This window comes from Rhizobium sp. P1_B8, assembly GCF_056406515.1.
In genome coordinates this window covers 73646-89328 of the sequence record NZ_JBFTZZ010000013.1, presented here as the reverse complement: position 1 = coordinate 89328, position 15683 = coordinate 73646, and the positions used below count along the sequence as shown (strand labels likewise).

At 61.6% G+C, this 15683-nt stretch carries 7 protein-coding genes and 1 pseudogene; 6 read left to right on the top strand and 2 right to left on the bottom strand.

What is annotated here, in order from left to right; all coding sequences use genetic code 11:
• Nucleotides 1-100 precede the first annotated feature (100 nt).
• From AC1D2N_RS16985 to AC1D2N_RS16965, 5 genes are all read left to right on the top strand, one after another.
• Nucleotides 101-1270 carry an ABC transporter permease gene (locus tag AC1D2N_RS16985; protein ID WP_018242240.1) on the top strand — a complete coding sequence of 390 codons (1170 nt, stop codon included), beginning with the start codon at nucleotides 101-103 and terminating at the stop codon, nucleotides 1268-1270.
• 1 nt (nucleotide 1271) lies between these two features.
• On the top strand, nucleotides 1272-2117 hold the full coding sequence (locus tag AC1D2N_RS16980) for an ABC transporter ATP-binding protein (protein ID WP_003559847.1): 846 nt from the start codon (nucleotides 1272-1274) through the stop codon (nucleotides 2115-2117).
• Nucleotides 2118-2126: 9 nt separating this feature from the next.
• Entirely contained in the window at nucleotides 2127-3497 is a 1371-nt protein-coding gene (locus AC1D2N_RS16975; protein WP_018242239.1) for an MlaD family protein, read from the top strand.
• Nucleotides 3498-3521: 24 nt separating this feature from the next.
• Nucleotides 3522-4133 carry an ABC-type transport auxiliary lipoprotein family protein gene (locus AC1D2N_RS16970; RefSeq protein ID WP_018242238.1) on the top strand — a complete coding sequence of 204 codons (612 nt, stop codon included), beginning with the start codon at nucleotides 3522-3524 and terminating at the stop codon, nucleotides 4131-4133.
• A gap of 147 nt (nucleotides 4134-4280) precedes the next feature.
• Nucleotides 4281-5534 (top strand): sensor domain-containing diguanylate cyclase, encoded by a 1254-nt coding sequence (locus tag AC1D2N_RS16965; RefSeq protein WP_130652508.1) that lies wholly within the window; start codon nucleotides 4281-4283, stop codon nucleotides 5532-5534.
• 145 nt (nucleotides 5535-5679) lie between these two features.
• Here the strand turns inward: AC1D2N_RS16965 and AC1D2N_RS16960 are convergent, their stop codons facing one another.
• Complete coding sequence (locus AC1D2N_RS16960; protein ID WP_130729040.1) at nucleotides 5680-6555, bottom strand: D-alanyl-D-alanine carboxypeptidase family protein; 876 nt, start codon at nucleotides 6553-6555, stop codon at nucleotides 5680-5682.
• A 434-nt stretch (nucleotides 6556-6989) separates the two neighbouring features.
• On the opposite strand from AC1D2N_RS16960, the pseudogene AC1D2N_RS16955 reads away from it, so the two are divergent.
• Nucleotides 6990-8201: pseudogene (locus tag AC1D2N_RS16955) on the top strand (caspase family protein); the annotation flags it as partial.
• Nucleotides 8202-8382: 181 nt separating this feature from the next.
• Here AC1D2N_RS16955 and AC1D2N_RS16950 read toward each other — a convergent pair.
• Nucleotides 8383-15294, bottom strand: coding sequence for an apolipoprotein A-IV repeat region-like domain-containing protein (locus AC1D2N_RS16950; RefSeq protein WP_130652505.1), 6912 nt, complete (start codon nucleotides 15292-15294; stop codon nucleotides 8383-8385).
• Nucleotides 15295-15683: the final 389 nt, after the last annotated feature.

Genomic DNA, 15683 nt, shown 5'->3' with positions numbered 1-15683 from the left:
TATTGCTCTCCTGCAAGCATGGAAATTGCACGGTGCTTCTGTATATTGACGCGCCGGGCGAACGATCTGCTTCGCGATTCGCGCAATGTCGCTGTAAGCCTTGAAAGACACAAGTATCTTGAACGCCGAGAATCGCAACGCCGCCTCACTGCAAGTGGACGACCAGGCTGATGGCTCGGGACAGCGTGTGCGTCTTCAGGGAAATTGGCGCAGCGCCTACATCCATCTGGTGCTGCGCGATTTCGAAAAGCTCCTGCAGAAGAAGACCGGCGACCTGACGGTAGACCTCTCGGACATTGCGGAGATCGACACAGCCGGCATCTGGCTGCTGTGCCGGCTGAAGAAACAAGAAGAGGCTGGCGGGCGTACGGTTCGCTTCGAAGGCACCAACCCGCATATCGACGAAATGCTGGAGATGTTTTCCGAGGAGCCGGCCAAGCCCGAGCCGGAGCAGACTGAAAAAGTATCGCTTGCCGCGCGCATCTTCGCGCCGATCGGCAAGATGACCTACGACCTCTGGGACAATTTCGCCGCCTCCATGTATATCCTCGGCTCGGCGGTGCGCGGCGCGCAGATGAAGTTCGGCCGCGGCAGCGGCGTTTCGCCAGCCTCCATCGTCAACCAGATCGACCATATGGGCGTTCGCGCCGTTCCGATCATCTTGCTGATGTCTTTCCTGATCGGGGCCATCATCGCCCAGCAGGGCGCCTTCCAGCTGCGTTACTTCGGCGCTGAGGTCTTCGTCGTCGATCTCGTCGGCATCCTGCAATTGCGCGAAATCGGCGTGCTTCTGACGTCGATCATGATCGCCGGCCGTTCGGGCAGCGCCATCACCGCCGAAATCGGCTCGATGAAGATGCGCGAGGAGATCGACGCGCTGAAGGTGATGGGGCTGAACCCGATCGGCGTGCTGATTTTCCCGCGGCTGGTGGCGCTGACCATCGCGCTGCCGCTCTTGACGGTGCTCGCAAATTTCGCTTCGCTGGGCGGGGCTGCCGCTGTCGCCTGGGGCTATTCCGGCATCACCTTCGCCAATTTCCTCTCGCGCCTGCATGAGGCGGTGACCCTGTCGACGGTGCTCTCAGGCATGATCAAGGCGCCGTTCATGGCGCTGGTGATCGGCATCGTCGCCGCCGTCGAGGGGCTGAAGGTTGGTGGCAGCGCGGAATCGCTCGGCCAGCATGTGACGGCCGCGGTGGTGAAGGCGATTTTCGTCGTCATCCTGATGGACGGGCTTTTTGCGATGTTCTATGCAGCGATCGATTTCTAGGATGGCGGACCGCGTGGACGAAAAACCGATCGATACGGAAGACAAGGACGAAAGGGACATCGTGCTGTCGGCGCGCGACGTCACCGTCGGCTTCGGCTCCAAGGTCGTGCTCGACAATCTGAACCTCAATATCTACCGCGGCGAGATCCTGGGCTTCGTCGGCGCGTCCGGCACAGGCAAATCGGTGCTGATGCGCACCGTGCTCCGGCTGCTGCCGCGCCGCTCCGGCACGATCAAGATCCTCGGCCAGGATTTCGACGAACTCGACGAGCCGCAGCGCAACGCGCTCGACATGCGGCTCGGCGTGCTGTTCCAGCAGGGGGCGCTGTTCTCGTCGCTGACAGTCAAGGAAAACATTCAGGTGCCGATGCGCGAGTATCTCGACCTGCCGACCTCGCTGATGGACGAGCTGGCGCATCTGAAGATCCGTATGGTCGGGCTTGCAGCCGATGCCGCCGACAAATATCCATCCGAACTGTCCGGCGGCATGATCAAGCGCGCAGCCCTTGCGCGCGCGCTGTCACTCGATCCGGAACTCGTCTTCCTGGACGAGCCGACCTCCGGCCTCGACCCGATCGGCGCGGCCGAATTCGACGAACTGATCGCCAACCTGCGCGATAGTCTGGGATTGACCGTGTATATGGTCACGCACGACCTCGACAGCCTGTTTTCGGTCTGCGACCGTATTGCCGTGCTCGGAAAGAAGCGAGTAATGGTGGAAGGCACGATCGACGACATGCTGGCCTATGACGATCCGTGGGTGCAGGCCTATTTCAAGGGCAAACGCGCGCGGTCGATCGTGCCGCAGAACGCTGCTGCCGCGCGGCACGACAGCAGCGGAAAGTGACCGGATAAGATGGAAACCAAAGCCAATTACACGATTGTCGGTTTTTTCACGGTGCTGGTGATCGCAGCCGCCTTCGGCTTCGTCTACTGGATGGCCGAATATGGCCGCGGCGGCCCGATGACGGAACTGATCGTTCGTATTCCGGGCTCGGCCAACGGCCTCAGCGTCGGCTCGCCGGTGCGCTTCAACGGCATCCAGATCGGCTCGGTGCAAACGCTGTCGATCGATGCCGACGATCCGCAATATTCGCTGGCCTTCACCCAGGTGCGCACCGATGCGCCGATCTACCCCTCCACCAAGGCCGCCCTGGAAATCCAGGGTTTGACCGGGGCTGCCTATATCGAACTGTCAGGCGGCCGCAAGGGCGAGGAAAGCATCCTCCAGCATGCGATCGACAACGGCAAACGCGCCGTCATCGTCGCCGACCAGTCGAGCGTCACCAATCTTCTGGCGACGGCCGACAAGATCCTCGATCGCGCCAACGACGCCGTCGGTGAACTTCAAGGTTTCATCGAGGATTCGCGCGGGCCGCTGACCGAGACGTTCAAGAATGCCGAAACGTTCTCGGATGCACTGGCCAAGAATTCCGGCAATATCGACGCCTTCCTGCAGAGCGTCGGCCAGCTCTCGGAGACGGTGAAGGCGGTTTCCGGCCGAGTCGATTCGACGCTTCAAGCCGTCGAATCGCTGGTCAAGGCGGTCGATGCGCAGAAGATCGACAACATCGTTTCCAATGCCGAGAAGATTACCGCCAATGTCGCCGATGCCTCGGGCGACCTCAAGGGCGCGATCCAGAAGTTCGACCAAACGGCCACCACCTTCAATGATTTCGGCAAGCAGGCGCAGGCGACACTCGACCGCGTCGATACGCTCGTTGCCCAGATCGATCCGGCGAAGGTGAAGGGCTCCGTCGACGATATCTCGCAGGCGACCAAGGATGCGCGCGCCGCCGTCGCCTCGATCCGCGATGTCGCCAACACGGTTTCGGCGCGTCAGAAAGATATCGACCAGACGATCCAGGACGTGTCGCAGCTTTCCAACAAGCTGAATTCGGCCTCGACCCGCATCGACGGCATTCTCATCAAGGTCGATGCGCTGCTCGGCACCGACAATACGCAATCGCTGTTCGCTGAAGCGCGCGATACGCTGGAATCCTTCAAGAAGGTCGCCGACAACCTGAATTCGCGCATTGGGCCGATTGCCGACAATCTGCAGAAATTCTCGAGCGGCGGCTTGCGCGACGTGCAGACTCTCGTCAACGACATGCGCGGAACCGTGAGCAATCTGAACGATACGATCACCAACTTCGACCGCAATCCGCAGCGCCTGATCTTCGGCGGGGACACGGTGAAGCAATATGACGGCCGGACGCGGCGTTAACTGGGAAATCAAGGGTAGCCTAATATGGTCGCATCGCATCTGTTGTCGCACCGTTCTTGGATCAGGGGAACGGTGATCGCGCTGCCGCTGACGGCGATGATTCTTTCGGGGTGCGGCACCGCGGCCAAGAACGACACCTATGACCTGCCCGCCGCCGTCGACGGCAGCGGACCCGCGGCCAAATCCCGCCAGATCCTGATCGCCAGCCCCACAGCGCTAAGGTCGCTCGACAGCGAGCAGATCGTCATCCGTGTTTCGCCTTCGGAAATCCAGTATCTCTCAAAGGCGCAGTGGGGCGACAAGCTGCCGCGCATCGTGCAGTCGAAGCTGGTGGAAGCCTTCGAGAACTCGGGCAAGCTCGGCGGCGTCGGCATGCCGGGGCAGGGGCTGGCGATCGACTACCAGATCGTCACCGATATCCGCTCCTTCGAGATCGATGCTTCGAACGGCAACCAGGCGGTGGTCGAGATCTCCGCCAAGATCCTCAACGATCGCAATGGCTCGGTGCGCACTCAGAAGGTTTTCCGGGCCATGGCGCCGGCCGGCGGCGACAATGACGGCTTCGTCAAAGGCCTCGATCGCGCCTTCTCCACGGTTGCCTCCGAGATCGTCAGTTGGACCCTGCGCTCAATCTGAACTGGAATTCCGCGGCCACCCCGTGAATATCGGGGGTTGTCGATTGTGAAAATTATTTGATCCCATGGCATAGGGGTCGTCATCGTATTCAATTTCTTCATGAATTTGTGGAACGCATCATGTTATCGCTGTCAGGAGGCATGCTGCATGGTGGCTGCACGAGTATTCGGGAAATCGTCATTGGAGGCGATCCAACGCGAAAATGATCGCCTGGCTGCGCTGCAGCAGCTCGATCTCCTCGACACTCCGAGGGACGAGGGCTTCGAGCGCATCGTACGCCTGATAAAGGAAATCTTTTCCATCGACATCGGCATTGTGTCGCTGATCGATGCGCATCGGCAATGGTACAAGGCTTGCTCCGGCCTTTCGGCCGACGAAGTGTCGCGCGAAGACACGTTCTGCCGCTACGTCGTGGACTGTGAAAGGCCTGTTGTCGTGCAGGACGCCACCAAGGACTCGCGGTTTTCACAGCATCCTTCGGTGACGGGCGAGGACAATATTCGTTTTTACGCCGGCGTGCCGTTGAGAACAAAAGCCGGGCACATGATCGGAACGGTATGCGCGATCGACCGCAGGCCACGATCGTTCGGCAACAGAGATCTCGGCATTCTCGAGGAACTGGCGGGGGCTGCGATGGACCGCATCGAGCTCATGCAGTCGGCCGCGATTGACAGCCTTACCGAGGCGATGACGCGGCGGGCCTTCAAGCAGGAGGCCGATCAGCTCATTTCGCTCGCTCTGCGGCACAAGCACGACCTCTCATGCATCGTCTTCGATATCGACCATTTCAAGAAGGTGAACGATACGCATGGACATGCCGCCGGAGACGAGGTCCTCAAGGTGGTGGCATCGACTTGCAAGGCGACCCTTCGAGCCGGTGATCTGTTCGGCCGTCTTGGCGGCGAGGAATTTGCCGTCATCCTGCCGCATGTCGATCGGGAAGGTGCCGTCGCAGTCGCCGAGAAACTCAGAGCCGCCATCGCCTCTCAGATCATTCGCGGCGATCATGGCGCTCTGACCGTTACAGCCAGCTTCGGAACTTCGGCACTCTCGATCGTAAGCAAAGAGATCGAAACCCTGCTGGCTCAGGCGGATGCGGCGATGTATCAGGCCAAGCATGGCGGACGGAATCGTTGCGTGTCGTGGAGTTCCATCCACGCCGATCACGCCATTGGCGCTCGACGGCGGGTGCTGAAGGCGGGTTCGATCCTGTTCAACGATCGACGCTCGACCATCGACTGCACAGTCAAATCCATTGGATCGCAGAGCGCCGGCATTTCGGTCTCCAATACATCAGGCATTCCTTCGGAATTCATTCTGGCCATCAAAGGCGAAGGATTCGAAACGAATTGCAGGGTGATCGCGCAAGACCGGCAGCATCTGGAAGTGGCTTTCAGATAACCCGTTAGAGCGCCGTGCGTCCTTTCGGACGCATTAAGGACGCTCTAACTCTTTCAATCCTCGTATCGTGCTTTCCGAAAATCGATTCCGATTTTCGGGCCGATGCGCTAGCAAAAACCTGCCGGCAGGTGTCTGCTCATCGGGCCTATTTGGTCGGCTGCGAATCCGTCATCGTCGCTCCCGGCTGGCTGCCCGGTGTCGTGGAAGCTGTGGCGGTCGATGACGGCGAGAGAGTGCTGTCCAGCAGGCTTGCCATCTTGTCGTCGCGTATGCTCGCGGTCTTTTCGCCCATGACGACGCCGACCACGCGGCGGCCATCCTTCAGCGCCGACGTCACGACATTGTAGCCTGATGCGTCGGTGTAGCCGGTCTTGATGCCGTCGACGCCGTTATAGCGATACATGAGGTTGTTATGTCCGCGCAGCTTCATGCCGCGGAACTGAAAGCCGCGCATGGAGAAGAGCTTGAACTCCTCTGGGAAGTCGCGCATCAGCGAAACGCCGAGTGTCGCCATATCACGCGCCGTGGTGACCTGCTCAGGATCGGGAAGGCCCGACGGATTCTTGAAGACCGTATCCTTCATGCCGAGCTGACGTGCCTTGTCGGTCATCGCCTTGGCGAAAGCTTGTTCGGAGCCGCCAAGCTGCTCGGCGATCGCCACGGCCGCATCGTTGGCGGACAGCACGACAATCCCTTCGACCGCTTCGCGTAGCGTCACCTTGCGGCCGGCGCCGACGGCGAGCTTGAAGGGCTCCTTGCTCTCGGCATTTTCCGACATGGTGAGCTTCTCATCCCAGTTGAGGCGTCCGTCATGCAGGGCCTCGAAGGCGAGATAGAGCGTCATCATTTTGGTCAGCGACGCCGGATAGTTCAGATCGTCCTGATTGGAGCCTTCAAGGACCTGACCGGACTGCACATCAACGACGAAGCTTGCCTGGCCTGCCTGAGCCAGAGTGAAAGCGCCCATCAGGAAAACAGAAGAGAGCGCGGTGGCAAGGAGCCGGGATGTCGTCTTGGTCATCAATGTTGCTGTCTCTATCGTTTGGATGGTGGAGTGAGCCATTCGCTTTAATGTGAGCGGATCAGAAAAGTTTGTGACGGAATGAAGGACAGGGGGCAATAAAAAAGGATCATCCACAGCTGATTCCTTTTGTCTCACCATTCAGGCTTTGGCCTTGCCGACGTCGAGCGTCTTTCGGCCTTCAGCGAGGAATGAAGCGTCGGATCTCGCACAATCCTTGCGGGCACGCTCATTTCGATCTAAGGCGCTGGAAGACAGCATTGCGCTGCGTGAGGTGGGATTTCTATGATGCGCTCGGCAATGGTTTTGGGCGTTGGCATATGTGTGCTCATCTTCTCTGCTCTTTCCAGCCTTGCGTCATCTGGACGCGTTGCGCTGGTGATTGGCAACTCGGCCTATAGCCGGGTCGAAAAGATTCGGAACCCGGAAATGATGCGACTGCTATCGGCGCAGCGCTTCGGCGAATGGGTTTCGAGGTGACGGTCGTCCATGATGCGACAAAGGTTGAATTCGATTCCGCTCTGTCGACGTTTTCCGATGTTGCGGCCGGGGCAGATATTGCCGTGGTATTCTACGCCGGACACGGAATGGAGCTTAACGGCTCCAACTATCTCATTCCGACAGATGCCACTTTAAGCACAGATGTGCAGGCGACCTCTGAAACCGTGACGTTGGACAACGTTCTGGATGCTGTTCGCAGCGTCAAAGGTCTTCGCATCGTCCTTCTCGACGTATACCGCAAGAATCCCTTTGTGCTGAAAATGAAGCCAAACGGAGCCAGCCGTTCCATCGGACGAGGGCTTGCGGGGATCGAACCAACGCCGAATTTGCTCGTCAGCTATTCGGCGGAGGCGGGCGCCACTGCAAATGGCGTCGATTCCGATCACAGCCCCTATACCGAGGGCCTGCTGAAGTTCCTAGAGATGCCCGGGCTTGAGGTGAATTTTCTTTTCAGACGCGTCTCTGCCTATGTCCGAAATAAAACCGATGGCCAGCAGACACCGTTCGAATATTCCAGCTTGCCCGAGGAACCTGTCTATCTCAGCCCATCCTCCGCCACCAATTTGCCGGCTACCAAAGCTCAAATGGTTCTCTATGAGGAGAGAGTTGGGATGCCGGAGCCGACGGCATTGGCTGGCTCGGTGACTTGGTCAATCGATATGCGGACTGACGCCAAGGGCCACTCCGATCCAGTCGTGCGGGGCCACATGGAAATTCCGCAGCGTAACCTGACGGCTGTACTGACGCTGGAAAGAAATACGGATCMATCGATCGCTGCGAGCCATCTCTTCGAACTATCGTTTCAGATCGCGGCAGGATTTGAAGGAGGAGGAATTAATAGTTGGACGAGCATGTCGATGAAGACCACGGAAGGCGCTCGCGGTGACATGTTGATAGCCGTGGCCGGCAAGGTCACTGACACTCTCTATATGCTGGCGCTCAATGGTTTGCCTGATGCTCGCGCCAAAAACATCGAATTGCTTTGTAAACGCCGATGGATTGATTTGCCGATCTTTTATCAGAACGGCACACGAGCGCTGCTGACGCTTGAAAAGGGCGAGGATGGTGAGCGTGTGTTCAATCAGGCAATTCAGGCTTGGGCGTCAGATGATCTGGCCCGGACTGATGGCGGCAATGCTCAATAGAAAGATGGCAGCATCATATCCGGTCTACGAACTGCCGCCCTAGTTTTCAGGTTCAGACCGCGGCCCATGGTCACCAACGAAAGCCGCCTGACGTCAGTTCAAGCGGCTTTCTCCCATTCGACGATCGAATTGGCTCCGTTCGCTCGGGCGGTTTTCGCCCGAGGGTATCAGTCAGTCAGGCTCAGCCGAGCCTGCCTGCGGCGTGGGCGAGCATGGTGTAGACCTTGCCCGTATCCGAGGTGAGGTAGGACTGCGTCACCGTCCGGTTCGGGTCGGTGCGGGCGACGTCGGCGAGCAGCTTTTCGAAATCACCAATGTAGCGGTCGACGGCGGTGCGGAACTCCGGTTCGCGGTCGTATTTGCGCTTGATCTCGTCGAAGGTCTGTTGGCCCTTCAGCGTGTAGAGGCGGCGGGTGAAGACGTCGCGCTCTCCGCGCTGGTATCGACGCCAGAGATCGACCGAGGCGTCATGGTCGATGGCGCGGGCGATATCGACCGAGAGCGAGTTCAGCGATTCGACGACGTGACGCGGATTGCGGCTGTCGTTGCTGCGCGCGACCGGTGCGGCAGTTTCCGCCGGGCGGGCCGGAGCACGGGCAGCCGCCTCGTCGGCGGCCTCCTCACGCGATGCGCCACGCAGGAGGTCGCTGATCCAGCCGCCGCTTTCCGGACGCGCGGGCTCCTGACGGCCTGTTTCCTGGCGAGTGGGGGCAGGCTGCGGGGCGGCGCGCTGGGGAGCGGCAGCCGGCGCAGATGGTGCGATCGTTCCGCGCAGACCTGCCGCTTCAATCGGCGGGGGTGCTGCCGGCTGCGGCGGCTGGGCTGCGACCGGCTGGGCGGGACGCGGGGCAGGCTGCACCTGAGCGAGCGTGCGGGCGACAGGCTCGGAGATCTCGAGCTGCTGGCTGGAGCGGCCGACGAGCTGGGATATATCCTGCAGCGCCTTGATCTGCTCGGCGACGGCCCGGCGCATGGCCGAGGCGCTTTCCTTGGCTTCCTCGGGAAGATCGAAGGCGCCACGCTTCAGCTCGGCGCGAGTGGCGTCGAGCTCGTTACGGATGTCGGCGGCGGAGCGGCGGATATCCTCGGTGGCGCCGGAGAAGCGGCCGACGGCATCATCGATCGCTTCGCGCAGCGCTTCCCGCATGTTCTGGGCGGCACCGTCGGAGGCACGGCCGGCTTCCCCGAGCATACGCTCGACTTCCGACAGCGAGGCCGTGAGACCGCCGCGAATGCGATTGGAGAGATCGCCGGAACGGCGTTCGACATTGGCGAAGGTGCCGTCGATCGTCGTATTGGCCTCGTCGCCGGCGCGGGTGATCGCCTCGCGCATCGTCTCTGCCGCTTCCTGGGCACGCTTCTCGGTTTCGGTGAGAATGCGGCCGATATCGGCGAAGGAGGATTGCACACCTTGGCGCAGATTGCCGGTGACCTGGTTGGAGCGTTGCTCTGCCCGCTCGAACACAGTCTCGATCATGCTGCCGAGGCCTTGCATGGTCTTTTCGATCTCGGCGGAGCGCTGGACGAGGCCGACAGAGAGTGTCTGCAGCGCGCTCTCGCGCTCTTCGAGCGTCGAGGCGAGGTTGGACTGGGCGGCGCCGAGAAGCTGCGAGGCCTGAGTCAGGACCTTGGAGTGTTCGTCGAAGCGGCCGATGATCCCGCCGACCTGAGCCAGCGTCTGGCCCGAGATGTCGGAGAGGCGGTCGATCTTGCCTTCGAGGAGCCTGGTCGAGGCGGAGACCATTTCAGCGGCCTTGGTGGCGGAGTCGGCAAAGCGCGTGGTGGTGTCGCCGAGAAGGCCGTCGACGCTGGCCAGTTGTTCGGCGGAGCGGTTCATCATCATCGCCATCGCCGCACTGCTTTCCGACATGCGCTGGACGAGGCCATTGACGTTGCCGACCAGGCTATTTTCGATGGCGCTGACGGCATTGGCGACATTCTCGGTGCGGGCGGCAACGGCGCTGGCGAGTGCTTCGTTTTCGGCGCGCAGACGGTCGGCGCTGAGATTGGCCGCGGCGGTGATGCGGGCGGCGGCCTGCTCGCCGGCATCGGTGTAGCGGTCGATGATCGGGCGGGCCGTTTCGTCGAGGATGCGCGTCAATTCGACCGAACGGCCTGATAGCATCGAGTTGAGGTCGCGGGTGCGCTCTTCGAGCGTCGAGCGGATCGAGTTGCCGCGCGTTTCCAGTGCCCGGTCGATGTCGGAGAACGTCGTATCGATCTCGCGGGCACGCTCCTCGAGATTGGTGCGAATGGCGCTGCTGCGCGCTTCGAGCGCCCGGTCGACATCCGCCATGGTGGCGGAAATCTCGCTGCCGGCGCTCGACAGTGTCGAGCGGATGGCATTGCCGCGTGTCTCCAGAGACTGGCCGGCATCCGACAGCACCTTGGAGATGGCATTGACCTGCGTGCCGACGATGGTCTCGGCCTCGGCGACCTTGTTGACGATGGCGTTACCGGCTTCCGAGAAGGTCTGGGCGACGGCAGCGGCCTGGCTTGCCAGCCGGTTCTGAGCTTCAGCGACACGGGTGACGATCTGCGACGAGCGCTCATCCATGGTGCGGGTGAATTCGTCGCTTTTCGCATTGAGATCCTCGGCGAATTGCTGGCCGGTCTTGCCAAGCAGTTCGGTGGTTCTCGTCGCCTCGCCTTCCATTCCCTGGGCCGCGTCGGCAACCGCGCTGCGCAGCGTCGAGGCGAGACCGGCGGCCTTGCCTTCGATGGTGCGGTTGACGGCCTCGAGGCCGACGGTCAACGCACGGTCCATGGTGGAGAGGCGTTCCTCGATGCGTTCATTGCCGCGGTCGAGCGTTTCGCCGAGGCTCGCGGTGCGGCCCTCGATGGCGCCCGTCAGGCTGGTGGTGCGGCTGTCCAGCGTCTCGGCTAGATTAGCGGTGCGGCTGTCGATCGCGTGGGTGAGGTTTGCAGCACTGCCTTCGAGCGTCGCCGAGATGCGCCGAGTGGTATCGTCGCTGAGCGCGCCGAGACGGGAGACGCCGTCGGCAAGCACGCCGGACAGCTGGCCGGTGGCCGCTTCGACCTTTTCGGCAACGCCGCCGACGCCGTCGCGGATGCGGGTCTCGATCGCTGCGAGACCGGTTTCCACACGTGATCCGGTTTCTTCAAAACGGCCCGTCAGGCTTTCGACCGACCGATCGAGATGGGCGGAGAAATTCTGGGTGGAGCTCGAAATCGCATGTGCCGCCTCCTGGAAGCGGCTGGCGATCTGGCCGGCGCCGGCATGCATGCGATCTTCCAATGTCTGGGCGCCGGCATCGATCGCCTGGCGGATCGCGGCTTCACGGTGCTCCAGCGACAATTCGAGCATGCCGACACTCGTCGCCACCGATGTGCCGATGCTGGTCGCCTGTTCGGCCAGCGTATCGCTGATCAGAGCATGGGCCTGGTTCAGCGATAGGTCGATGGCGTTGGCGCGGTCTTCGAGCGTCGTGCGGATGCGCTCATGGGCAGAGGCGAGCCCACCCTCGATGCGCGCTGCGGCCTCGTCGGCGAGGCCTCCGAGCCGTGTATGTGCATCGGTCAGACGGCCTTCGATGCGGCCGGTCAAACCGCCGACGAGATCCTCGAAGCGGGCGCCGCCGGTATCGAGAACGCCCGAGAGGGCGGCGCTATGTTCGGAAAGCGCATTTTCGAGCCGCTGCTGATTGTCGGTATAGGCGGTGCGGATCGCATCGGTCTTGTCGGAGAAGGCGCCGGCGACTCGTGCCTCGGCACCGGAGACGGCCTCCATAATGGCGTTGCTGCGGGCTTCGAGCACACTGTCGAAGCGGCTCTGGTTATCGTCGAGCGAAATGGCGAGCGCCATGGTCTTTTCATCGAGCGTATCGGTGAGCCGGTCGTGGGTTGCCGTCACGGCGCCGATGATCGCGGCGGTGCGGTGCCCCAAGGCTTCCTCGAGGCGGGCCTGGCCTTCATTCAGCGAGGCGGCAAGGGCGGCGGCCTTCTGGTCGAGCACACCGTTCAGGCCTTCGTGCGTGCCGGAGACCGCATTGGTGATCGCTTCGGCGCCTGTTGTCAGCGTCTCCTCGAGACGGCTCTGGCTCTCGTTCAGCGAGATGGCAAGCGCCATCGCCCGGTCGTCGAGTGTCTCGGACAGGCGGTCGTGGGTGGCGGAGACCGCATTGAGGAAGGATTCCGAGCGGCTCTCCAGCGTGTCCTGCAGGCGGCTCTGGCCTTGGTTCAGGGAGGCGGCGAGCGCCGTCGCCTTTTCGTCGAGTGTGTCCTCGATACGCGTCTGAGTTTCGTTGAGCGAAATGGCGAGCGTCATCGCCTTTTCGTCCAGCGTCTCGGAGAGGCGATCATGGGTGCTGGAGACGGCATTCAGCAGAGCTGCGGAGCGGGTTTCGAGCGTATTCTCGATACGGGCCTGGCCTTCGCTCAGCGAGGTGGCAAAAGCTGCCGCCTTGCCGTCCAGAGTCTCCGAGAGACGGTCATGAGTGCCGGAGACGGCGTTCAGAAGGGCCGCGGAACGGGTTTCGAGCGTGTCCTCGATGCGGGCCTGGCTCTCGTTCAAGGTATTGGCCAGCGCCATGGCCTTCTCGTCGAGCGTCTCGGCAAGGCGATCGCGCGTGCCGGACACGGTGTTCAGCAGCGCCTCGGCGCGCGCTCCAAGCGCATCCTCGATGCGGGCATGGCGCTGGTCGAGCGAGGTCGTAAGGGCGGCCGCCTTGCTGTCCAGCGTTTCTGACAGGCGATCATGCGTGCTTGATACGGCGTTGAGAAAGGCCTCGGAGCGGGTCTCGAGCGTATCCTCGATACGAGCCTGGTTTTCGTTGAGCGAAATGGCGAGAGCCATCGCCTTTTCGTCAAGCGTCTCGGAGAGGCGGTCATGCGTGCTTGATACCGCATGCAGCAGCGCTTCGGAGCGGGTCTCGAGCGTGTCCTCGATGCGGGCCTGGCTCTCGTTCAGAGAGATGGCCAGCGTCATCGCCTTTTCGTCGAGCGTCTCGGCAAGACGGTCATGGGTACCGGAGACGGCATTGATGATGGCGTCGGAGCGCGTCGCCAAGGCTTCCTCGAAGCGGCCGTGATGGGTGGTCAGCGCCTCGACGAGCGCGCCACCGCGCTCTGCCATGACGCTGTCGATACGGCCGTGGGCCGTGCCGAGCGCTTCGCTGATTTCTGCCGCACGGGCAGTAAGCACGCCGCTTAGCTCCTCGGCGCGACCGCCGAAGGCAGTGGTCACCTGCTCGGTGCCGGCGGCAACGGCAGTCGTCAGATCGGTGGTGGTGGTGCGCAGAGTGTCGCGGAATTCGGCCGAGCGTGTCTGAAGGTTGTTCTGCAGCTCGGAGGTACCGGTCGCAAGCGTCAGCGCGATGTCAGACGTAGCGCTCTGCAGCGCCGAGGTCAGTTCGCCGGTGCGGCTGGTGAGTACTGTGGTGATTTCGTCCGCGCGGCTGCCGAGGGTGCTTTCCAGGACTTCGTGGCCGGTGGCGAGCGTGGTGGCGAGCGCCAGCGACTGGTCGGTCATCGACGAACCAAGGCGGTCGATGCCGGAATTCAGGATGCCGTCGATCGAATCCGAGCCGCCGGTCAGCGTCTCGTTGATACGGGCGAGGCTCTCCATCAGCTTGGTGTCGAGCGAGCCTGTGCGTTTGTCGAAGGCGCTGGTGAATTCGGCGACGCGTTCGTCGAAGGCGGTCGACAACTGGGCGACAGTCGTCTGCAGCCGCTCCTCGAAGAAGCCGGAGCGCACGTCGAGATCCATGACGGCGTCGTCGGCGGTGGTCTGCAGGCTCTGGCGGAAGCTTGCACCCTTTTCGTCGAGCGCGCTGTTCAACTTCGACAGCACGTCGTCAAGCGTGCCGCCGATCGTGCGTTCGCCTGACGTCAGGCTCTCGTTGATCTCGCGGGTGCGGGCGATCAGGATCTCATTGAGCTGGTGCGTACGCTCGTTCAGCGCCGCATTCAGCTTTTCCGTGCTGCTGTCCATGGTCGAGGCGCGCGTCTCGAACTGGCTGAGCAGCCTTTCGCCATGGTCGTTGAGATTGACGGAGAGGGCTTCGAGGCGGTTGTCGAATTCGGTGGCCAGCGCAAAACCCGATGCGTTCAGTGTCTGCAACAGGGTATCGGTCTTGGCTGCGAGCAGGCTGCCCATCGACTGCAGGGCGCTGTCCGACTTTTCCAGGATCGTCGCGGCGCGTGTATCGATCAGCGAGGCGAAGGCTTCGCCCGATGTGGCAAGCCGTACCGCGATCTCTTCGGTCGCAAGCGACAGCTCTTCCTTCAACTGGTCGTGTACGCTGCCGATCGAGGTGCGGATACGATCGGCATGGTTGACGATCGCTTCGCGCTCGGAGCCGAGTTCGTGGACGAGGCCGCGCACGCGCAACTCGTTGTCGGCATAGGAACGTTCAAGGGCATTGACTTCGGAATGGACGAGCGTTTCCAGCTCGGAGGCACGGGCGATGGTGCGCTCGATGCCCTCATTCATGGCAGAGACCTCACGGCGCACGGCCTGGCCGACCGTCATGATGCGCTCGGAGGCGATGGTTTCTGGCTCTGCCAGGCGCAATGCCACCTCTGCCATGGAGCGGGCGGCGTTGCGCATGTCCTGAGCGCGGGAGATCATAATGGCGAAGGCATAGAACATCATCACGGGAATGACGATGCCGACGAGGCCGGCGATGACGCCGGGCAGGGCGACGAGATCGGCGAGCGAACGGATCTGCCAGATCTGCGGAGAATAAAGCAGCGACATCAGACCGAGGCCGGCCATGACCCAAAGCACGGAAAACAGGGTGGCGGTACGCACCGCCGAGCGGCTGGAGGCGCCGTCAAAGGATTTCAGGATCGAGGCGGGCGTATTGCGGCTGGCATCGTTGGCGGGCGCGAAGGTCGGGCCCCTGGAAGCCTGCTCGCCGGCGGCACCGCGGCGGCTACGGCGCTGCGCTTCTTCCTGGGCCTGCTGATTGCGCGCATTTACTGGATCAGACACATTAGCCTCCGGGGCCTGGGGCGCGTCGCCGCGGCGAGACGGTACGTTATCCTTGCTGAAGTCGATCTGGAGCGCCTCGTCCAATGCCTTGAACGCCTTGTCCTCAATCGACTCGTTATATTTGTTGTTCGCCATTCGGGTATGCCTCGTTACTGTCAGCCGGCCCAACCGCGCATCCGGGGCTTCCGCCTCACCCGGGAACAACTTTGCCGTTCCAGCCTCCCATCCCAACGAAGGACGGATAAGCATGTCATTTCAGAGTAGATAGCCGCTTTTTCAAACGGAAGGTATCAAAACACTACCATTATCCACTCGCTCGGCAAAGGCGCGTACCATAAACCCGCTCCACCAGTATCGTAGTGACACATCTGGGCTCTTCACACAATTAATGAAGGCTTGAGATTCACGGCCCGTTAACCCGTTGTTAACATCTTTGAATCCTAGACACCGCTTAAAAACCAATAATTTAGGGATGTTTAACGGACGTTAACCATATGGCGAGATTTCCACCCTGAGTGTGCCGG

Excerpts from the sequence above, each read along its gene's own strand:
- AC1D2N_RS16975 (WP_018242239.1), top strand. The coding sequence starts at position 2,127 with ATGGAAACCAAAGCCAATTACACGATTGTCGGTTTTTTCACGGTGCTG.
- AC1D2N_RS16950 (WP_130652505.1), bottom strand. The coding sequence starts at position 15,294 with ATGGCGAACAACAAATATAACGAGTCGATTGAGGACAAGGCGTTCAAG.
- AC1D2N_RS16980 (WP_003559847.1), top strand. The coding sequence starts at position 1,272 with ATGGCGGACCGCGTGGACGAAAAACCGATCGATACGGAAGACAAGGAC.
- AC1D2N_RS16970 (WP_018242238.1), top strand. The coding sequence starts at position 3,522 with ATGGTCGCATCGCATCTGTTGTCGCACCGTTCTTGGATCAGGGGAACG.
- AC1D2N_RS16960 (WP_130729040.1), bottom strand. The coding sequence starts at position 6,555 with ATGACCAAGACGACATCCCGGCTCCTTGCCACCGCGCTCTCTTCTGTT.
- AC1D2N_RS16965 (WP_130652508.1), top strand. The coding sequence starts at position 4,281 with ATGGTGGCTGCACGAGTATTCGGGAAATCGTCATTGGAGGCGATCCAA.